At 67.7% G+C, this 20,691-nt stretch carries 16 protein-coding genes and 1 pseudogene; 4 read left to right on the forward strand and 13 right to left on the reverse strand.

The genetic code is table 11. The features are described from left to right. Both ACLP9N_RS04120 and ACLP9N_RS04125 read right to left on the reverse strand, forming a co-directional pair. The coding region (locus ACLP9N_RS04120) for an adenylate/guanylate cyclase domain-containing protein (protein ID WP_442406215.1) at positions 1–1,783 on the reverse strand (1,783 nt) is incomplete at its 3' end. 495 nt (positions 1,784–2,278) lie between these two features. Further along, positions 2,279–2,455 (reverse strand): hypothetical protein, encoded by a 177-nt coding sequence (locus ACLP9N_RS04125; RefSeq protein ID WP_442406195.1) that lies wholly within the window; start codon positions 2,453–2,455, stop codon positions 2,279–2,281. On the opposite strand from ACLP9N_RS04125, the gene ACLP9N_RS04130 reads away from it, so the two are divergent. From ACLP9N_RS04130 to ACLP9N_RS04145, 4 genes are all read left to right on the forward strand, one after another. Next, a complete protein-coding gene (locus ACLP9N_RS04130; protein WP_442406196.1) occupies positions 2,429–2,812 on the forward strand; it encodes a hypothetical protein in 384 nt (127 codons plus the stop codon). The two genes, ACLP9N_RS04125 and ACLP9N_RS04130, sit on opposite strands and share 27 nt — an antisense overlap. 166 nt (positions 2,813–2,978) lie before the next feature. Next, positions 2,979–8,822: a MobF family relaxase gene (gene mobF / locus ACLP9N_RS04135; RefSeq protein WP_442406216.1), complete on the forward strand. Its 5,844-nt coding sequence runs from the start codon at positions 2,979–2,981 to the stop codon at positions 8,820–8,822. A 386-nt stretch (positions 8,823–9,208) separates the two neighbouring features. Next, complete coding sequence (locus ACLP9N_RS04140; protein ID WP_442406197.1) at positions 9,209–9,346, forward strand: transposase; 138 nt, start codon at positions 9,209–9,211, stop codon at positions 9,344–9,346. 147 nt (positions 9,347–9,493) lie between these two features. Beyond that, positions 9,494–10,168, forward strand: coding sequence for a phosphoribosyltransferase (locus tag ACLP9N_RS04145; protein WP_442406198.1), 675 nt, complete (start codon positions 9,494–9,496; stop codon positions 10,166–10,168). Between the two features lie 13 nt (positions 10,169–10,181). Here the strand turns inward: ACLP9N_RS04145 and ACLP9N_RS04150 are convergent, their stop codons facing one another. The 11 genes and pseudogenes from ACLP9N_RS04150 to ftsW all read right to left on the reverse strand — a co-directional run. Beyond that, positions 10,182–10,514, reverse strand: coding sequence for a phage holin family protein (locus ACLP9N_RS04150; RefSeq protein WP_442406199.1), 333 nt, complete (start codon positions 10,512–10,514; stop codon positions 10,182–10,184). A gap of 83 nt (positions 10,515–10,597) precedes the next feature. After that, a complete protein-coding gene (gene wag31 / locus ACLP9N_RS04155) occupies positions 10,598–11,413 on the reverse strand; it encodes a DivIVA-like cell division protein Wag31 (RefSeq protein WP_442406200.1) in 816 nt (271 codons plus the stop codon). A gap of 226 nt (positions 11,414–11,639) precedes the next feature. Further along, positions 11,640–11,930: a YggT family protein gene (locus ACLP9N_RS04160; protein WP_158017226.1), complete on the reverse strand. Its 291-nt coding sequence runs from the start codon at positions 11,928–11,930 to the stop codon at positions 11,640–11,642. Between the two features lie 94 nt (positions 11,931–12,024). Beyond that, positions 12,025–12,675, reverse strand: a complete 651-nt coding sequence (locus tag ACLP9N_RS04165; RefSeq protein ID WP_442406201.1) for a cell division protein SepF — start codon at positions 12,673–12,675, stop codon at positions 12,025–12,027. A gap of 69 nt (positions 12,676–12,744) precedes the next feature. Next, the gene (locus ACLP9N_RS04170) at positions 12,745–13,539 is read right to left on the reverse strand and encodes a YggS family pyridoxal phosphate-dependent enzyme (RefSeq protein WP_442406202.1); all 795 of its coding nucleotides are present in this window, start codon (positions 13,537–13,539) and stop codon (positions 12,745–12,747) included. Further along, positions 13,536–14,243 (reverse strand): peptidoglycan editing factor PgeF, encoded by a 708-nt coding sequence (gene pgeF / locus ACLP9N_RS04175; RefSeq protein ID WP_442406203.1) that lies wholly within the window; start codon positions 14,241–14,243, stop codon positions 13,536–13,538. The genes ACLP9N_RS04170 and pgeF overlap by 4 nt, the downstream gene beginning before the upstream one ends. A 46-nt stretch (positions 14,244–14,289) precedes the next feature. Next, positions 14,290–15,450: a cell division protein FtsZ gene (ftsZ, locus tag ACLP9N_RS04180; RefSeq protein ID WP_442406204.1), complete on the reverse strand. Its 1,161-nt coding sequence runs from the start codon at positions 15,448–15,450 to the stop codon at positions 14,290–14,292. A 168-nt stretch (positions 15,451–15,618) separates the two neighbouring features. Then, positions 15,619–16,548, reverse strand: a complete 930-nt coding sequence (locus ACLP9N_RS04185) for a cell division protein FtsQ/DivIB (RefSeq protein ID WP_442406217.1) — start codon at positions 16,546–16,548, stop codon at positions 15,619–15,621. A gap of 20 nt (positions 16,549–16,568) precedes the next feature. Next, positions 16,569–18,062, reverse strand: coding sequence for a UDP-N-acetylmuramate--L-alanine ligase (gene murC, locus ACLP9N_RS04190; protein ID WP_442406205.1), 1,494 nt, complete (start codon positions 18,060–18,062; stop codon positions 16,569–16,571). After that, the gene (murG, locus tag ACLP9N_RS04195; protein WP_442406206.1) at positions 18,059–19,261 is read right to left on the reverse strand and encodes an undecaprenyldiphospho-muramoylpentapeptide beta-N-acetylglucosaminyltransferase; all 1,203 of its coding nucleotides are present in this window, start codon (positions 19,259–19,261) and stop codon (positions 18,059–18,061) included. Before murG ends, murC begins: the two co-directional genes overlap by 4 nt. After that, a pseudogene (gene ftsW / locus ACLP9N_RS04200) lies at positions 19,258–20,667 on the reverse strand (putative lipid II flippase FtsW); the annotation flags it as partial. The pseudogene ftsW and the gene murG, both read right to left, overlap by 4 nt. Positions 20,668–20,691 lie beyond the last annotated feature (24 nt).

Consider the following 20,691-nt stretch of genomic DNA (forward strand, 5'->3'; position numbering starts at 1 on the left):
CGCGGTCGGACTTCAGCTGTGTTTCGTAGGCCACGGTCCGGATCAGCGGGTGGTGGAAGGCGTACTCGGCGTGCGGGGTGAACCGCACCTGGTCGACGAGTTCGGCAGCGATCAACTCGCCCATCTCGGCCTCACCATCGAGCAACGCCAACTGCTCTGCGCCAAACCGCAATCCGATCACCGCGGCGGCATTCAGAGTCTGCTTGGCGGCGAGGGCGAGCCGGTCGATACGGGCGGCGATGGTGGCCTGCAGGGTCGCCGGCACGCCGGCATCGGCATGCTCGACCTGGCAGACATACTTACCACGGGCTCCGGTCAGCACACCACGCTCGGCCAGATCGCGCACCATCTCCTCGACGAAAAACGGATTACCGGCGGCCCTCTCGGCGATCATGGTGGCCAACCCGCCGACCGAGGAGTCCGGCCCCAGCAGCCCGGCAACCAGTGCCGCGATCTCCGAATCGCTCAGCGGCGCCAGCGCGATGCTCTGAGCACCGGGCACCCGGCTCAGTGCGCCCCGGTATTCGGGGCGGTAGCTGATCAGCACCAGCGAGTGCGTCTGCGGGACCACCGCCACAAAGTCGGCAACCAGGGATTCGCTGACCTCGTCGATCCAATGCGCGTCCTCAACGACGTAGACCGCCGGGGCTTCGCGGGCCAACGAGGCGGCGTTCACCAGCGCGGTCAACCGCCGCCGGCGGGCATCCGGATCGACCTTGGCCAGCGCCACCTCGGGGTCGGCGATGCCCAGCAAGTCCTCCAACAGCAGCACGTCCTCGGGGTCGGCATCAGGGAATTGAGCCCGCACCCCCGCACGAGCGGCCGCATTGTCGAGGCCGCGCACGCCGGTGGCGGCGCGCAGCAGCCGCGCCACGACGCGGAAGGGAATGTCGCTGGCGTGTGATTCGCAGAAGGCGGTAAACACCTCGACACCCCGGGCTGCTGCCATTGCGGTGACCTCGCGCGCCAGCCGGCTCTTGCCGATGCCCGGTGATCCCACCACGCCGACCACCGCGCCGTGGCCGTCGATGGCGCGGTCCAACAAGCCCTCGACCGCGGCCATCTCCCAGCCACGGCCGACCAGATTCGACTCGGCACGCCCGACGGCGCGATGCCCGTCGCCCAGGCCCAGCAGCCGACGGGCGGGCACCGGCGCCTCGGCACCCTTGATCCGAACCAACTCCAACTCACCCAGACTCGCCGCGCCCTCAACCAGCCGCGCCGTCGACGCGCTGAGCATCACCCCACCCGGCGGGGCCACCGACTCCATCCGCTGCGCCATCCCGACCTGCTCACCCACGGCGGCGTAGCCAAACTGGCCCGAACCAAACCCACCGGCGATCACCTCCCCCGAGTTCAGCCCGACCCGCAACCGCAGATCGATACCGTCGCGCTCACGCACATCGACGGCAAGCCGCGTCGCCTCCTCCTGAACGCCCAAGGCCGCCAGACAGGCCCGAACAGCGTGGTCCTCCAACGCCATTGGTGCGCCGAACACCGCCATGATCCCATCGCCCGTCCACTGTGCGACCGTGCTGCCGTACCGCTGCACCACCGCCGCACAGCGGTCGGCGAGGTCGGCCATGATCTCGCGCAACCGCTCCGCACCCACCGCCGCGGCGATGTCCATCGAATGCACGACGTCGGCGAACAGCACCGTGACCTGCTTGTACTCGGCATGGGTATCGTGCGCCGTGACCGCCGCACCGCACTCATTACAGAACTTCGAGTTCGGCGGCAGCTCGGTACCGCACGACCCGCACACCAAGGCTGCCGCCGTCATCTCACGCGACCAGCCGCTGTCGTTCACGTCACTATCGTGTCACCGTTGGCCGGCCAGCATGTGCGATATCGCAGCCGCGATCCCGCCGCGGCGGGCGAACAAACGGGCATGATCAGAGGGTGCGATAAGCGCCAGCTTCTGCGGTGATCGCACGTAGGCTTTTGAGGTGCGCTTGAAATCAGTAAACAAATTCCTCACAACATGCTTCTGGTCGCTTCTGGTCGCTTCTGCTGGTCGCTTCGGTCAGCCGACGGCGACGGACGTACCGAGTTCTGCATGGTGATGGACGGGAGCGCTTCGGCGACCGCGCCAGCGCCGACGGTCGGGGCACTGGTGCCTGCCATCGTTGCTACCACGCCTCGCTGAGGGCCACAATCACGAACTCGCTCGTGCGGACTTTGCCTGGCCCCCAGCATGTCCAGTCGATCGAGGTTTCACTGAGATGCCACAGGTCCAGGTCGGCGTCGATTCCGTAGGTTCGCGGCACAACAAGAGTCAGACGAGCTGCGCGACGAGCTGGAACGGGTCCGCGCTAACGCGGCCGCCGCGGCGGCGGCGGCCCACCAACAGCTTTCCGCCGCGCAGGCGCGCGCCGAAGAACGCATCGCCGAGCGGGCAGCTGAACGCGCGGCAGCTCAACAGGAATTGGAGCAGCTGCGCGGCGAGCTGCAACGGGTCCGCCCCGACGCGGCGGCCGAGGTTGCCGCAGCGGACGAAGAAGCCCGCGCCGCGGAGGCGCGCGCCGAACAACGGATCGCCGAGCGGGCGGCCGAACGCGCGGCAGCCCAACACGAACTAGAGGGGGTGCGCGGCGCGCTCGAACGGGTCCGCGCCGACGCGGCCGCCGAGGTCGCCGCGGCGCGCGGGCAGGCCAGTGGTGAGATCGCGGCCGCACATCAGGGCGCCCAAGCCGAGGTTGCCCGGGCGCGCGCCGAAGCCGAGGAGGCCATCGAGCGCGCGCACGCCGCCGATGCCCCACTCACCAGCTCTGCACCCGACCACTCGCCACACCAGCCCACCGGCACTTAGGCTACCCTAACTTCACCGCCTCACCGAACATCACACCTAGTGCACTCAGGTCACGATGTGGTAACGGTAGATGGTTAGGTCGCCTAACTGGGGCAATTTCGTGGCGGACGGCCGTCGCATAACGCCCGGGGCGATGTGAGACTCGATTCATGGTGATTGCCCGGTGATGGGCTTACACAAATTAACCGCCGGAGACGGATACATGTACCTGATCCGGCAGGTCGCCGCCTCCGATTCCACCGAGCGCGGCCGTGCGAGCCTCACCGATTACTACAGCGCCAAAGGCGAAGCCCCCGGTACCTGGATGGGCCGCGGACTAGCCGCGCTAGGCCAGCCCGCCTCCCGCGACGGCGCCGATCCGCTCGTCGCCGAGCTATGGGGGGTACTGCACGGCTCCCAGGTCAGCGAAGACCAAATGAAAGCGCTGTTCGGAGAGGGATTGCACCCCAACGCCGACCGAATCACCCGCCATCTCACCGGAGTTGGTGTCGCCAAAGCCGGCGCGATCGCCGCCGCACGCCTGGGCCGCCCATTTGCGATCAACGACAAAGAAAACCGGTTCATCACACGCTTGCGGGAGGCCTACCGCGACTACAACACCACGGTCGGAAACGACCCCCAAGCGAAGCTATCCCCCGACATCCGGGCCCGGATCCGCACCGCGGTGGGCCGAGAAATGTTCGCCGAAACCTACGCCCGCCCCCCAGCAGATGACCGCGAACTCTCCGGCTTCATCGCCAGCAATTCCCGGGCAGCCACCACCGCCGTGGCCGGCTACGACCTGACGTTCACCCCAGTCAAATCCGTGTCGACTCTGTGGGCCATCGCGCCGCCGCCGATCGCCCGCGCGATCGAGGACTGCCACCATCAAGCCGTAGCCGAAACTCTCGAATTTCTCGAAGAACACGCCGCGTTTTCCCGCATGGGCGCCCACGGTGTCGCCCAAGTCAACACCACCGGATTGATCGCCGCCGCCTTTGATCACCGCGACTCGCGCGCCGGTGACCCTAACCTGCACACCCACCTGGTGATCAGCAACAAGGTGCAAGTCATTGGCGCAGATGGGGTGCCGCGCTGGCTCGCGCTGGATGGTGAGCCGCTGTACAAGGCCAAAGTGTCGGCGTCGGAGTTTTACAACACCCGCAATGAGGCCCTGCTCATCGCGAAACTGCGCGCCCGCTTCGCCGAAGTGCCCACCAAACCAGGCAGACGGCCCGTACGCGAAATCGTCGGCATCCCAGCAGAACTGAATGAAAAATTCTCCTCGCGCAGCGGCGCGATCGAGCATCGCGTCGGGCAGCTGGCCAAACAATTCCAAGTCGCCCACGGCCGCGAACCCACCGTGGTGGAAATGCTTGCGTTGTCCCAGCAAGCGACCCTCGAAACCCGGCAAGCCAAACACGAACCACGCTCGTTGGCCGAGCAGCGCCACGCCTGGCGCACCCAAGCCATCGAAGTCCTCGGCAGCCAGCGCGCGCTGACGAACATGATCGCCGACATCACCAATCAGGCTGTCACCCAACATGTCGCAATCACCGACAGCTGGGTACACGAACAAGCCGCCGCGGTCATCGCCACCGTCTCCGAAGCCCGTGCCACCTGGATGGTTAATCATGTCCGCGCCGAGGCCCAGCGAGTGCTGCGTTACGCTGACCATCCCGGCGGCCCGCAGGTAGCCAACCGCATCGTCGCGGCCGCCCTTTGGCAGCACAGCATTGCGTTGACCACCCACGCAGACACCGAGAAAAACGAGCCAGCGGCGCTGCGTCGCCGCCACGGCTCAAGCGTCTACACCCGCCACGACTCCACCGTCTACACCAGCACCGACATCCTGGCCGCTGAGCGGCGGATGTTGGCCGCCGCAGGGTTGCGCGACGGCCGCACCGTCGATGACACCAGCATCGGTTTGGCGCTGCTGGAATACCAGGCCAACCAGGAACCGGAGCTCAACGCGGGACAACTGGCTCTGGTCCGCGAAATGGCGACCTCCGGTGCCCGCGTCCAGCTCGCGTTGGCGCCCGCAGGCACCGGCAAAACCACCGCGATGGCCACCCTGGCCGCCGCGTGGCGCAACGCCGGCGGCAACGTCATCGGGCTCGCCCCCTCCGCCGGGGCGGCCGAAGTCCTGGGCGAGGATCTGGACGCTCCCACCGACACCATCGCCAAACTCGTGCAGCTCACACAAACCCGCGGCGGGCAACCCGCGCCCGCCGATGACCCGGCCCGAAACTGGTTCAACGCCATCGACTCTGGCACCCTGCTCATCGTCGACGAAGCCGGCATGGCCTCCACTTTAGACCTCGACACCGTGATCGCCCACGCGCTGGCGCGCGGGGCCAGCGTGCGTCTCATCGGCGACGATCAACAGCTCGCCTCCATCTCGGCCGGCGGCATTCTGCGTGATCTCGCCGATCGCCATGAGACCGTCACCCTGAGCACCGTTGTGCGGTTCACCCACCCCGAAACCGGGCCCGCCGAAGCCGCCGCCAGCCTGGCCATCCGCGCCGGTGACCCCTCCGGCATCGGCTTCTACATCGACCACCACCGCGTCCATGTCGGCGCCGACGCCACCGCCGCCGACATGGCCTACCAAGCCTGGGCCGCCGACATCGCCGCGGGCCGCGACTCCATCCTGTTAGCCCCCACCAATCCCCTGGTGGCCGAGCTCAACGAGCGTGCCCGGCTAGACCGTTTGGCCCACACCACAAACCACAACAGCGACCCGGCATCAGCGGCCACTGTCACCCTGGCCGACGGCTTGACCGCCTCGGCCGGAGACTGGATCGCCACCCGCAAAAACGCCCGCTGGCTGCGCACCGCACAACGCGGCAAATGGGTCAAAAACGGGCACCGCTGGATCATCCGCGCCGTGCACAACGACGGCTCGCTGACTGTGGTTCCGCTGCGCGGTCGCGCCACACCGGTACGGCTGCCCGCCCGCTACGTGTCCACCTACACCACCTTGGGCTATGCCAGCACCATCAACGCCGCCCAGGGCATGACCGCAGGCGGACGCGACCTCGAAGGCACCTGCCACACCGTCATTTCCGACCGCCTGAACCGCCGACAGCTCTACGTCGCCGGCACCCGCGGGCGCACCGAGAACCACTTCTACGGTTCCACCGCCGAAGCCGACCCGCACCGCATTCTGGCGCCCAAAGCCACCCACCCACCCACCGCCGTCGACATTCTGTCCGCCATCCTGGCCCGCGACGGAGCCCAACTCTCCGCCCACAGCGCCGCGGCCGCCGAAGCCGACCCGTTCACCCGCCTGCACCGTGCGGCCGCCATGTACGCCGACGCCCTGACCGCCGGCGCCGAACAGCATGCCGGCACTGCGGTCATGTCCCGTATCGACGCCGCAGCAACGGCCTTGGGAGCACACGTCACCGAGGCCCAAGCATGGCCCGTGTTGCGCCGCAACCTTGCCCTGTTGGCCATCGAAGGACACGACCCCGTGGCCGTCCTGCACGACGCGGCCAGCAGCCCGCTTGGCAAGGCCCACGACGCCGCCGCCGTGCTCGACTGGCGCTTACCCACTTCCTCTCCCGCAGGCCCAGAGCAGGTAGGACCGCTGCGCTGGCTGCCCGCCACCCCCGACGTGCTCGCCGACCACCCGCAGTGGGGCCCCTACCTACACCAGCGGGCACAATTAGTCGCCGAGCTGGCCGACCAGGTCCGCGACACCGCCCGCGCCTGGGACCCCAGCACCGCCCCCACGTGGGCGCGCCCACTAGTCGATCAGCGCAGCGCACTCATGGCCGAAATCGCCGTCTTCCGCGCCGCCCATGACGTCGATCCCGCCGACACCCGCATCACCGGACCCGAACAGCGCGCCAACCGCTCGGCCATGGTCCAACAACTCATCCACGCCCGCCTTGACGCCGACCTCACCCGCGCCGGCGCCGACACCGCCCGCTGGCGCCAGCTCGCCGACAACATCGACACCCACATCGTCGACGACCCGTTCTGGCCCCGGCTGGCCACCCACCTCGACGACGCTGCCCGAGTCGGCGCCGACGTCGCCGCACTCCTCGACGAGGCCATCGCCGCGCACGGCCCACTGCCCGCAGAAATGCCCGCCGCGGCCCTGTGGTGGCGCCTTGCCGGCACCCTGGCACCCCCCTCGCTCGAACGCGCCGACACCAAACTGCGGCCACCCTGGACCGCCGAACTGCACCACCTGTTGGGCACCCGAATCGCCGAAGCCATCGTCACCGACCCCGCCTGGCCCGGCCTTGTCGCCGCCGTCGCCGCCTCCGACTGGCCCCCAGCCGAGCTGCTCGCCGCAGCCGCAGACCACCTGCACGACATCGCCGCCACCCAAACGCTGCGCCCCGACGAATACGCCCGCCTGCTCACCTACCGCATCGAACTGCTCACCCACCACGCCGCCAGCATCGACCCCGACATCCCCCACCCCGCCGAACAGGCCGAAACACCGGCTGCCGGTACCGAACCCGACCCACACGCCCGCGACGTCGACCTGCCTGACGATCTGCACGAGCCACCACCAGACCCCTACGACTACCCCTACGGCTTCCTCGAAGACGACCTCGCCGGCCTCGACATCGATGATCTGCCCCGCCAGCGCGTCGCCGCGCCCGGACTCGTCGACGACCTCGACATTCCCGCCCTGCGGGCCCGCCGCGACGCCGCCCAACACCACGCCCAACAACTCGCCGACGCCATCCTGAGCGCAGCCGGCGGGCCCGCCGAACAAGCCGCCGGCCCCCAGCTGGCCGACCTGCACCGCCGCCTCCACGAGCAGCGCCCCTACCAGCAAGCACTCGCCCGCGCCCATACCCTGTGGGTGCACGCCGAAGACACCGCCGAACTACACCACCAGCTTCTTGACCAGCTCTCCGCCGCCGTCACCGCCGCCAACAACCGCGTCGACCACCAGGCCGCCACCCGCTACCAACAACACCGCGATCAGGTCACCGAGCAAACCCAGCGCATCAACACCGCCGTACACACCGCCCGCACCCGCCTAGACACCGCCCGCGCAGAACTGATCGACGCCGCCGGCGGCCTCGACAACATCGTCACCGAACACCACATCCACACCCGGCGCGCGGCCGCCGCGCGCACCGACACCCAGGCCCTCAACGACGCGCGCCGGATCGCACGCGACCTCAACGACCAGTTGTCGCGAGCCGAAGCAGCAGCCGCGCGATCTTTCGCCCAAAACCCCGCGCACAGCTACGATCTGGCCGCCGACCTGCCTCAATTGCGCGCCGAAATCGCCTTCCTCGAGGCCGCCGCCACCACCAGCCCCGCCGCTCTCCACCACCCGCCCGACACGGCCGTGGCCGGCCTCGACGAGACCCACCGCAGGGCAGTGGCAGCCATCACCAGTAGCCCTCAAACCGTGCAGCCACTCCGGATACACGCCGACGCAGACAAGCCCGCGGCGCTGGCCGCGCTGGCAGCCACGGCCCACCACCACAACAGCCGTATTCTTGCCCTGCCTGGCACCCCGGCCGCCGCCGACTACGCCGGCGCCAACCGCTACGCCGACACCACCGCCAACCTCGACGACGCCCGCACCAAACTGGACACCAACCGCTGGAAACTACCGCTGGGCAGCCTGATCGTCGTCGACGACGCAGACCACCTACAGCCAGAACAGCTGCGCTGGCTCACCCAAACCGCCGCGGCCACCAACACCAAACTGGTCCTTATCACCACCGCCGATAGCCGCGACCCGGCTCACACCCTGCTCGCCGTCCTCACCGACAACCTGCCCTCGGCACAACACATCGGCACCGCCGATCCCACCCGCCGCCAGAGCCCCACCGCCATCCAACGCGCCGAACACCACCTCGCCGCCACCAGCGCACCCACCATCACCCGCAACGAAGCCACCCAACTGCTCCAGCGGCGCAACCAACTCATCGACCGGCTCCACGACATCGCCGACACCACAGCCCATATCGACGCCGTAGCCGCCCACCAGCAAAACCTCAACCGCGGCCGCGACCCCGGTACCGGGCTCGAACTCTAACCAGGCCAGAAGTCCGTTGGCGTGGTGCCCTCGAGGTGTTCTTCACCCTCTGTCATGTCGACAGTCCTTCCTGTGTGCTGATCACATCGTGTGTGGCTCCCTTCTGTTGGGCAACTCGACAGAATCGCACAATCTCGGCCGAAATACACGTCAATTTTGCCCGCGTGTCGCCTGCCCGCCCGGCCACCTACACACGCAAGCCGGGTGCCCTACCCCGTTCGTTTGCCCCGCCGCTCCCGGCGGAATCTTTTGGAGCCCGCTGAGGTCCGGACAGCCGTCAAGCTGGCTGCAGCGCCGAAAATTTTCAACAAACGCCGATACGGACAAGCACCACTACGCTGAACACGCGTTCAGGCAGGCCAGCACGTTTTGCGCTGTGTGGACTTGTGGCCAAGAACAAGGGCTACCCTTCCGACCTGACCGACGCCCAGTGGGAGCTGATCGAGCCGCTGGTGCCCACCCCGCAAGGCGGGTGGCCGTCCGGCGATGCATTCGCAGCGCCGGATCGTGGGTTGGGACCGTAAAGTGCCTCCTAGGAGCTCAAATCGATGCGTAGGGTTAGTGGGCAAGTCCCCCCTCGGACACCCCATAACGTGCATCAATCCTCTTGGTGTGCAACGGTTTACGGCTCGCTCTTGAGAAATCCGCCGTCGGACGTAGGCTTGCGGGGAATGAACCGACAAAGCTTTCTCCGGCGGACACCAGCGCGCACATTCCGCGACCGCCATGACGCCGGCCGCGCGCTGGCCGAGGAGCTCACGGCCTACCGCGGCAAGGACAATCTGCTGGTTCTGGGGCTGGCTCGCGGCGGTGTTCCGGTCGGCTGGGAGGTCGCCTCGGCGTTGCACGCCGAACTGGATGCGTTTCTGGTTCGCAAGCTCGGGGTGCCACGGTGGTCCGAGCTCGCGATGGGCGCGGTGGCCAGCGGCGGCGGGGTCGTCATGAACGACACCGTGGTATCAGACTTGCACATCAGCGACGAGCAGGTGCGTGAGGCGATCGAGAGCGAGACGGTCGAGCTCGAGCGGCGCGAGCGCGCCTACCGACGCGGGCGCCCGGTCGCCGACCCGCGCGGCAAGATCGTGATCCTGGTCGACGACGGCATCGCCACCGGTGCCAGCATGTTGGCGGCGGTCCGCGCCCTGCGGGCCGTCAGGACCGACTCGACCCCCGAATCAATAATTGTCGCGGTACCTGTGGGGCCGCAGTCAGCCTGCCGCGAACTCGTCCGGGAAGCCGACGACGTGGTGTGTGCGACGATGCCGGTCGATTTCGACGCCGTCGGGCAGGTCTACGCCGATTTCCACCAGCTCAGCGACGACGAGGTGCGCGAGCTGCTCGCCTAGCTCTCGGAAAGCTCTAAGCGTGGTCGTCGCCGCGGCCTTCGGCGGATACCGCCGATTCCTCGGTCGCCTCGGTGCCGCCTTCTGTTGAGGACTCGTCGTCGGCGACCTCCTCCGGGTAGTCGACGGAGGTGGCCTCGTCGTGTTCGCTGCCTTTGTCCTCGCTGCCTTCGTCCTTGCCGCCCGCGTCGGGTCGCCGGCGTTCCTGTACTGCGTCGATGATCAGCAGCACCACGCCCAGGACGCTGGCCGCGATGCACACCCAGGCCACCAGTTCGTTGCTCGTGACGACCGCGAATACCAGCGCCACCAGCCCAACCAGGGCCAATACCAGCGCAATGATCAACATCGGTCATCCTCCAGCCAACTAGCGAACCGCCAGGTCGAATGTACCGACCTCGAAGCTAGGCGAGTGTGCGGCACAGTTCCGGGCTAGTTATTACCCCGATTGAATTGGTCGAACCCACCCGCATCCGCGCTGGAGTCGACCGGTGCCGCTGATCCGCGCTGGCCGAGCTCCTCGAGCTGAGATTCCAGGTAGGTCTTGAGGCGGGTCCGGTATTCGCGCTCGAACGTGCGCAGCTGCTCGAGGCGGCCTTCCAGCACCGTGCGTTGTTGGTTGATGGTTCCCATGATCTCGGAATGCTTGCGCTCGGCGTCGGCCTGCAGCGCGTCGGCCTTTTCCTGAGCTTGGCGCAACTGGCTCTCGGAGCGGCTTTGCGCGTCGGCCAGCATGGCGTCAGCGCGCTGGCGGGCCTCGGACACCGTGGTCTCCGCGGTGTGCCGAGCCTCACTGACAATCTGGTCGGCGTTCGCGCGGGCATCGGCCAGCATCTTGTCCGAGTCGGCCTTGGCGGTGCCGGTGAGCCGGTCTGCGGTGTCCTGGGCCAAGGCCAGCACCCGAGCGGCCTTCATGGCCTGTTCCTCGTTGGTTCCCGTCGGTGCCGGAGCCGGCGCCGCCACCGGTGCCGCGACCGGCGCCGGCCTGACAGGTTCGGGTTCGGGTTCGGCTTGGAAGGTAGGAATCGCCTGGGTGGGCTGAGCGGAAACACCGCCGCCCCCACCGGCCAGTTCGTTGTCCAACTCCTCGATCCGCTGACGCAGATCGGAGTTCTCTTCGATGAGCCGCGTCAGCTCGTTTTCCAACAAGTCGAGGAAGGCGTCGACCTCGTCTTCGTTATAACCACGCTTGCCGATGGGCGGCTTACTGAACGCCACGTTGTGGACGTCGGCTGGTGTAAGCGGCATTGTTCGTCCCCTCAAGTTCCTGTCAAACGATCTGCAAAGTGTAAAACGCAGTGGTAGCCATCGCGCAACTGGCGTCCATCCTGTCACACCAGACCCGGCGGTTGCCGATTAGGCCAATAAATAAGATCCAATTTCAAACACTGAGGGCAATAAAATCCCAATCCTTAGACTTTTAAAATCGCGCGCATCAAATCGACGCCAAACCGTGGCCGAACCGTCGCCGGTCTCAGGCCGCGGCGCCGAACGCCAATTGCATGCCGATGAACGCAACCAAGAGCAGCACCATGATGGACAGGTCGAAGCGGACCGCGCCGATGGTCAGTTGGGGAATCAGCCGGCGGAGCAGTTTCACCGGCGGGTCGGTGATCGACATGATGATCTCCAGGATCACCACGGTGATACCGCTGGGACGCCAGTCACGGCTGAACGAGCGGATGAACTCTACGACGACCCGAGCGATGAGCAGCAGCCAGAAGATGAACAGCGCAAACCCAAGGATCTGAAAGAACAGCACCAACTAGAGCCCCGACCTAACGATGAGATGACGAAAATTCTCGTCGCCGCCCATACGCGCAGCAATCGCCAGCGTACCGACCCGGGCTACAAAGCGGCTATTGATATGCGTAGAAGCCGGTTTCGGCGATCCGGCGACGCTCCTCGGGAGACACATCGACGTCGGCGGGCGACAGCAGGAACACCTTGGTGGCGACCTTGTCGAACGAGCCGCGCAATGCGAAGGCCAAGCCGGCCGCGAAGTCGACCAGCCGTTTGGCATCGGCGTTGTCCATCGACACCAGGTCCATGATGACCGGGGTGCCGTCGCGGAATCGCTCGCCGATGGTGCGCGCCTCGCTGTAGTCCTTAGGCCGCAGCGTGGTGATCTTCGACAGCGGATGGCCTTCCTCAAACATCATCGCCATCCGGCGCGGGTCCATCGCCAGCGAGCCCCGCGTGGAACCGCGCAACCACGACCCAAGGCGCGGGCGGCTCATGTCGGACCGGTCGAACTCACGGGGCCGGAAGTGCGGTTCCTCGCCATAGCCGCCCCGATAACTGCTGGGCGGCGGATAGTCGGGCTCGCGCATTTCGCCGCGGGCGTCCCGGGGGTCCTCATAGTCGCGCCCGTCGTAGCGGCCGTACCCGTCGTCGAAACGGGCACGCGGGAAACCGCGGGAGGGAGCGCGGTCGTCGTAGTACTCGTCTTCGTAGTCATCCATCGGCGCCATACCGAAGTAGGCCTTCACCTTGTGCAGTGTGCTCATTGCTGTGATCCCCTTCTAAGCCTTTGGGAGTATTGGTGTCTGTGATGAAGGTGTGACTACAGTGACTATTCACGGTGACCGTAGCTGCCGCGGACCCAATAGCGCGGTACCGACACGCACACACGTCGAACCATGTTTGACGGCAGTTTCGAAGTCGTTCGTCATGCCGGCGGACAGTCCGACCGCATTCGGGTGCGATTCCTGCACCCGGCTGTGCTCCGATTGCAGTCGGTCAAAGGCCTGATCGGCGTCCCAATCCAGCGGCGGGATGCCCATCAACCCGACCAGTTCCAGGCACTTCGACTCCTCGACTTGGGCGCAAACCTGATCAACCGCGCCGGGCGTGAGGATGTCGACGCCGCCGCGAGACACGTCGCCATCGAGACTGACCTGGACGTAGACCCGCAGCGGGCCCTCCCGGCTGCCGTCGGCCAGGGCCGTCGCTATGGCGCGATCGAGCGCAGTCACCAACCGCGAGCTGTCGATCGAGTGGGCCGTATGCGCCCACCGCGCGAGCGACCGGGCCTTGTTGCGCTGAATCTGGCCGACCATATGCCAGTGCATGCCCCGCAAGTCCGCTTGCGGGTAAGAAGCTGACAATCGGGTGAGTTCGGCTACCTTCTGCGAAGCTTCCTGCTCCCGCGATTCGCCAACGGACCGACAACCCAATCGGCACAAAATCGCAACATCGGTTGCTGGAAAGAATTTGGTAATGGGGAGCAGTTCAATTTCGCCGACATTGCGACCCGCCGCTTCCGCGGCCGCCGCAAGCCGTGATCGCACCGCCGCCAACGCGTGCGTCAATTCCGATTCGCGGTCTCCTTCGTTGCCCTGTGCGGGCGTTCCAACCGCCATTGCAGTCATTCCATCCAGACCAGCGACGCCAACCGCCCGGTTGGCGCACCCCGGCGATGGCTGAACAGAGCCGGGTCGGCCACCGTGCAGCGCGGATCGACGTCGATAGACGTGACACCCAAATCGCGCAGCTGACAAGCGATTCCGGCCCGAAGGTCGACCCCGGGGGTTCCGGCCGAGGTGGTGGTGCGGCTGCCCGGCAACGCCGCGTCGACCTCGTCGGCCATCGCCGCGGGCACTTCGTAGTTGCGACCGCTGACCGCCGGGCCGAGTAGCACCGAAATGTCGTCGACGTGCGCACCCAGGCGCAGCATCGCCTCCACCGCGCGGGCCACCACGCCCCGCTGGGCCCCGACGCGCCCGGCGTGCACGGCGCCGACCACGCCCACGCGCGCGTCGCCCATCAGCACCGGCACACAGTCGGCCGTCACCACCGCCAACGCCAGTCGGGGCGTGCTGGTCACCAACGCGTCGGTGTCATAGACCGGGGCAGGGCGCGGTTCGTCGACCACCTCGACTCGATCACCGTGGACCTGGTTCATCCAGACCACCCGGTCGGCGCCAAGGCCAATCGCGGCAGCCAACCGGGCGCGGTTTGCGGCCACCGCAGCCGGGTCGTCACCCACATGGTCGCCGAGGTTGAAGGTGTCGAACGGCGGCGCCGAAATGCCCCCCGCCCGCGTAGTAGTCACTCGCCGGATGCGAACGCTCACGTGCCCAGTATCCGGAATCCGCCCGCATCGATTCCCCCAGTGGACCTCAGCGGCGCATGAACGGCGGCACGTCGACGTCGTCGTCATCGCCGCCGATGTTCAGGGTCGAACCGTTGGTGTGAACCGGCACGCTGACGGCGTCGACGGGCTCGAACAGCGTGGAGCTGAGCTTGCCGGCCTTCGCCGACGCGATGGCATGCGCACCAGGCGTTTCCGCTGCGACGGCGCCGCCAGCTCCAATGACGGGCTTGCGACCGGACCCGGTGGCGTCGAAGCCGGCCGCAATGACGGTGACGCGAACCTCGTCACCCAGCGAGTCGTCGATTACGGTGCCGAAGATGATGTTGGCGTCTTGGTGAGCGGCGTCCTGCACCAACGAAGCCGCCTCGTTGATCTCGAACAGGCCCAGGTCGCTGCCGCCGGCGATCGACATCAGCACACCCTGTGCGCCCTCCATGGAGGCTTCCAGCAGCGGCGAGTTGATGGCGATCTCAGCGGCCTTGAGCGAACGCCCTTCCCCGCGGGCCGAGCCGATGCCCATCAGCGCGGTACCGGCACCCGACATGATGCCCTTGACGTCGGCGAAGTCGACGTTGATCAATCCCGGCGTGGTGATCAAGTCGGTGATGCCCTGCACGCCGTTGAGCAGCACCTCGTCGGCGCTGCGGAACGCATCCATCAGGGATACCGCGGCGTCACCCATCTGCAGCAGTCGGTCGTTGGGAATCACGATCAGGGTGTCACAGCTCTCGCGCAGCGCGGCGATGCCGTTTTCAGCCTGGTTGCCGCGCCGCTTACCCTCGAACGAGAACGGACGGGTGACCACCCCGACCGTCAACGCCCCCAGCTTGCGGGCGATGCTGGCGACGACGGGTGCTCCGCCGGTGCCGGTGCCGCCGCCTTCACCGGCGGTGACGAACACCATGTCGGCGCCGCGCAGCAGTTCTTCGATCTCGTCCTTGGCGTCCTCGGCGGCCTTGCGCCCGACCTCTGGGTCGGCGCCGGCGCCAAGCCCTCGGGTGGAGTCACGGCCGACGTCGAGCTTGACGTCGGCATCGCTCATCAACAACGCCTGCGCGTCGGTGTTGATCGCGATGAACTCCACGCCTTTGAGGCCCTGCTCGATCATCCGGTTGACGGCGTTGACGCCGCCGCCACCGATACCCACAACCTTGATGACGGCCAGGTAGTTATGCGGGGGGGTCATCATTCGTCTTCCTCCCTGAGGGGACTCGGTGTGTCCGCTTGCAAACTCTCAACCTCAACCATAGGGTTAGAGTTATGTCAAGTTAATCCGCGTAACCAGAACCGTATGGGTACGACGGGTGCTAACCGTGCAGGCGCGCCGATACGCGGTGCGGGTTTTTTCTGCTTGCTACTTCACGGTCGGCAAGTCGGGGCTGGATATGTCGTAGGTCCGCCCGGGCTGTGTCAGCAACGCGGCCAGCTTCTCGGCCTTCTCGTCGGCGCGGTCGGTGCTCCCCCAGATCACCACCCGACCGTCGCCGAGCGTGAGAGTGATCGACGACACCGACGGGGCCGCGATCCGGCCCACTTGGCCTGCGACCTCGGGGCGCAGGGCGAGCAACACCGCCAAAGCGGCCTTGGTCGCCGGATCGGTCGGCCCGGGATCGGCGACGTCGATGTAGGGCAGCGCCGGCGGCGGCGGAGCGGTCGCGAAGTCGACGCCATCGCGGTCGAACAGGTGCGGTCCGTCCGGAAAATCCTTGACCACCATCGGGACCCGCTCCTCGATGGTGATCCGCAGCGCGGAGGGGTACTGACGCTGCACCCGCGCGCTGGCCACCCGGCGAATGGCCGCCACCCGGTCGGCGACCTGGTTGGTGTTGATCTGCAGCAGCGGCGTCCCCGGCCGCACCTGCGCCGCGTCGAGAACCTCCTCGCGGGTCACCGCCCCGGTCCCGCTCACAACGATGTTGCGCGCCGACATCGCCGGCGTGAAGTAGAGGATGAGCGCGAGCCCGACCCCGACGACGGCCAACAAAACCGTCAACAGCAGCATCTTCAAACCCCGAACGACGCCCCGCGCGACGGGTTTGGGCTCATCGGTGAGGTGTCCCCGGGCCCTGCGCTTGGCCTCGCGGCGAGCCTCCTCGATGGCCATGGCGCGTGCCTGGGCGGCGCGGCGTTCGGCCCGTTCGCGGCGGGCGCGCCGGCGCGGCCCCTCGACTTCGGCTTGATCCGCTTCGGTTTCGCCGTCCTGCGGTTGGGTGAGCAGCGGCTCGGTGATGGCGTTCTCGTCGGCGGTATCGGCGGTATCGGCCAGGTCGGTCGGCTCGCTCACCGCGGCATCGTTGGGCTCGCTCACCGCAACACCCCGGGCCGGCCGGGCGCGCTGCGATTAGCCCGCGCCCGCAGTGCGGTGACGATCTCTGGCCCCAGCATTGTCACGTCGCCGGCGCCCATCGTGACGATGATGTCGCCCGGGCCGGCGGCGGCGGCTACTTCTTCGGCGACAGCCGAGAAATCCCGGATGTAGTGCCGCTGCGCGCTGACGTGTTCGAAGACGCTGGCTCCACTGATACCGGCGAGCGGCTGTTCGCGGGCGCCGTAGACGTCCAGCACGAACACCTCGTCGGCGGCATCCAGCGCGCGACCGAACTCGGCGGCGAAAGCCTTTGTCCGCGAATACAAATGGGGCTGAAACACCACCAGCGAACGACCGCTACCGCTTTGCTCGAGCACCGTGCGGACCGCCGCCAGCGTGGCACTGATCTCGGTGGGGTGGTGCGCGTAGTCGTCGAACACCCGCACCACTGAGTTCGGGGCCTGGCCGTCTCCCGAGGCCCCGACCAGTTCGAACCGGCGACGCACGCCCTCGAAACCGGCCAGCCCGTCGAGCACGTCATCGACCGCGGCACCGACCTCGGCCGCGGCCAGCAACGCGCCCAGCGCATTGAGCGCCATGTGCCGTCCGGGCACCGACAGCCGCATCACCCGTGGGCGTGGTTCTGGGCCTAGTTCCGAGGCTAACTGGATGTGCGCGACGGCTTCGGTGCCCTGCTGCTCCCACGACAGCAGCGTGGCGGCCAATTGATCGGACGGCCCGGACCCGTACCGCAGCACCCGGATGCCCAGCTCCTCGGTGCGCTGGGCCAGTGCGGCGGCGCCGGGGTCATCGGTGCACACCACAAGCGCTCCGCCCGGGGCGAGCCTTTCCACGAAGGAGTCGAACACTCCGACGTAGGCTTCGGCGCTGCCGTAGAAGTCCAGGTGATCGGACTCGATGTTGGTGACCACGGCGACGTTGGGTGTGTATTCCAGCAGCGAGCCGTCGCTTTCGTCGGCCTCGGCGACGAAGCAGTCGCCGCTGCCGTGATGGGCGTTGGTGCCGGCCTCCCCCAACTCACCGCCGACCGCGAAGGAGGGGTCTCGCCCGCAGTGCTGCAGGGCCACGATCAGCATCGACGTCGTCGTCGTCTTGCCGTGGGTGCCGGTGACCATCAGCGTGGTGCGCCCGGCCATAAGCTTGGCCAGCACCACCGGTCGCAATATCACCGGAATGCCGCGGCGCCGGGCCTCGACGAGCTCGGGGTTGGTCTTGGGGATGGCGGCGTGGGTGGTGATGACCGCGGTGGGCCCGCCGGGCAGCAGATCCAACGACGACGCGTCATGTCCGATCCGGATCTCCGCACCCCGGGCCCGCAGCGCGTGCAGGCCGCGCGACTCCTTGGCGTCCGACCCGGACACCAGCCCCTCCCGGTCCAGCAGAATGCGGGCGATGCCCGACATTCCGGCTCCCCCGATGCCCACCATGTGCACCCGGCGCAGCTCGGGCGGCAACTGCTCGACGTTCACGGGCTTCTCCGCAACGCCGCTTTTCTTGCTGTGTCCAGCGCCGCCTGAGCCACCTGGCGCGCAGCCTCGGGATGTCCCACCTGAGCGGCGGCCGCCGTCATCGCGGCCAGCCGGTCCGGGTCGTTGAGCAGCCCGCCGGCCTGCCGCGCCACCAGGTCCGGGGTCAGGTCGGGATCGGCGACGATCATGCCGCCGCCGGCATTGACCACCGGCAGCGCGTTGAGCCGCTGTTCGCCGTTGCCGATCGGCAGCGGCACGTAGATGGCCGGCAGGCCGACGGCCGACACCTCGGCAACAGTCATCGCGCCAGACCGGCAGATCGCCAGGTCGGCGGCGGCGTACGCCAGGTCCATCCGATCCAGGTACGGCACCGCCACATACGGCGGATCGCCAGGGTCGGGTGTGCGCAGTTCGAGGGTGTTCTTGGGCCCGTGGGCATGCAGCACCGCCACGCCCGCGGTGGCCAGGTCGGCGGCCGCCGCCGAGACGGCGCGGTTCAGCGAGACCGCGCCCTGTGAACCGCCGAACACGAGCAAGACCCGGGCGTCATCGGCGAAGCCGAAGTGCTTGCGTGCTTGGGCCCGCAATGCGGCGCGGTCCAGCGCGGTGATGGCCGCCCGGACCGGCACCCCGACCACCTCGGCGCGTCGTAGCCCGGAATCCGGGACCGCGGACAGGATCCGGTCCGCGGTGCGGGCGCCGACGCGGTTGGCTATCCCGGCCCTCGCGTTGGCTTCGTGGATCACCACCGGGATACGCCGACGCACCCCGGGGATCCCCCGGGCGGCGAGATACGCAGGCAACGCCACATACCCGCCGAAACCGACGACGACGTCGGCGTCAACGGCGTCGAGCACCGCCCGGGCCTCCCGCACAGCACGCCATACCCGCGGTGGCAGCCGGGCCAGGTCCCCGTTGGGTTTGCGCGGCAACGGCACCGGCGTGATCAGCTCAAGGTGGTAGCCGCGCTCGGGTACCAGCCGGGTCTCCAGCCCGCGTTTGGTGCCCAAAGCGGTGATCCGGACCTGCGGATCCAGCGCGGACAGCGCGTCGGCGACGGCCATCGCGGGCTCCACATGCCCGGCGGTACCCCCGCCGGCAAGCACGACCGACAGGGTGGAATTGACCGATGACGCGGCACCGGCGGGCGAGGGCCTTGCCCCCTGCCCGCCGGCCGGCTGCCTGATCGTGTCGTTCACCCGTAACGCTGACCTTCCAATGCGCGAACGCGCCCAGTATGACGCTTGCCGGCGTACCGCTGGCCAGATCCATGATGCCTTCCCGGGTGAGCCCGCCGATCGGCCGCTCGGGGTAATGCCTTGCGCTGGGGACGGGCGGGCTTGCCGGCCGGCGGCTTGGCGGACTTCGGGCGGGTCTGCTTGCGATCGCGGAACGCCTCGAGACGACTCGGCACATACGGCTCGGGCAGCGGCAGCCGCAGCACCCGGTTCACCTTGTCGTCGCGCCCGGCTCGCAGCGCGGCCACCGCCTCCGGTTCATGACGAGCCGCGTTCGCCATGATGCCTATCATGAAAAGCGTTGTGGCCGTCGATGTTCCGCCAGCGGAAATCAGCGGCAGCTGCAGCCCGGTGACCGGCAGCATCCCGATCACGTAGCCGATGTTGATGAACGCCTGGCCCAGCACCCAGAACGTGGTGGTGGCGGTCAGCAGTCGCAGAAACGGGTCGGCCGATCGGCGCGCGATGCGCATGCCGGTGTAGGCGAACAGCCCGAACAGCGCGAGCAGCCCCAGCGCGCCGACCAGGCCGAGCTCCTCACCGATGATCGCGAAGATGAAGTCGTTGTGGGCGTTGGGCAGGTAGTTCCATTTGGCGACACCCTGACCGAGGCCGTCGCCGAAAATGCCGCCGTGCGCCAGCGCGAACTTGGCCTGCCGCGCCTGGTAGCCGGTGTCCATCGGGTCGTTTTCCGGGTCCAGCCAGGACCGCACCCGGTCGGACCGGTAGCCCGCCGACATGGCCAAAACCGCCCCGGCGACGAAGACCGCGGCCAGCGAGCTGACGAACACCCGCAGCGGCAGCCCCGCATACCACAACAGGCCGAGCAGGATGATGCCCAGCGACACCGTCTGCCCGAGGTCGGGCTGGGCCACGACCAGCGCCAGGGCGACGACCGCGGCCGGCACCAGAGGAATCAGCATCTCGCGCAGTGAGGCCCGTTCCATCCGGCGGGCGGCCAGCAAATGCGCCCCCCAGATGGCGAACGCGATCTTGGCCAGCTCGGACGGCTGCATCGAAAAGCCGGCGATGACGAACCACTTGCGGGAGCCGTTGGCCAGGTTGCCGATCCCCGGAATCAGCACCAACACCAGCAAGATGATGGTGATCGCGTAGCTGGTAAACGCCATCCGCCGGATGAATCGCACCGACATCCGCATGGACGCGTAGCACCCGATGAGTCCGATGACCGTCCACAAGACCTGCTTGCCGAAAATCACCCACGCGGATCCGTCGGCGCCGTAGGAGCGCACGCCGGAGGCCGACAGCACCATGATCAGACCGAGCGTCGTCAGCAACGCAGACACGGCGATGAGCAGGTGAAACGACGTCATGGGCCGACCCAGCCAGGCACCGAACCGCCTGCGCAGGCCCCCTTCTTCGGTCGTGGC

The sequence above is a fragment of the Mycobacterium sp. genome, assembly GCF_052144515.1.
Classification (GTDB): domain Bacteria; phylum Actinomycetota; class Actinomycetes; order Mycobacteriales; family Mycobacteriaceae; genus Mycobacterium.

Excerpts from the sequence above, each read along its gene's own strand:
- ACLP9N_RS04145 (WP_442406198.1), top strand. The coding sequence starts at position 9,494 with ATGAACCGACAAAGCTTTCTCCGGCGGACACCAGCGCGCACATTCCGC.
- ACLP9N_RS04170 (WP_442406202.1), bottom strand. The coding sequence starts at position 13,539 with ATGACTGCAATGGCGGTTGGAACGCCCGCACAGGGCAACGAAGGAGAC.
- ACLP9N_RS04150 (WP_442406199.1), bottom strand. The coding sequence starts at position 10,514 with ATGTTGATCATTGCGCTGGTATTGGCCCTGGTTGGGCTGGTGGCGCTG.
- ftsZ (WP_442406204.1), bottom strand. The coding sequence starts at position 15,450 with ATGACCCCCCCGCATAACTACCTGGCCGTCATCAAGGTTGTGGGTATC.
- wag31 (WP_442406200.1), bottom strand. The coding sequence starts at position 11,413 with ATGCCGCTTACACCAGCCGACGTCCACAACGTGGCGTTCAGTAAGCCG.
- mobF (WP_442406216.1), top strand. The coding sequence starts at position 2,979 with ATGGGCTTACACAAATTAACCGCCGGAGACGGATACATGTACCTGATC.
- ACLP9N_RS04165 (WP_442406201.1), bottom strand. The coding sequence starts at position 12,675 with ATGAGCACACTGCACAAGGTGAAGGCCTACTTCGGTATGGCGCCGATG.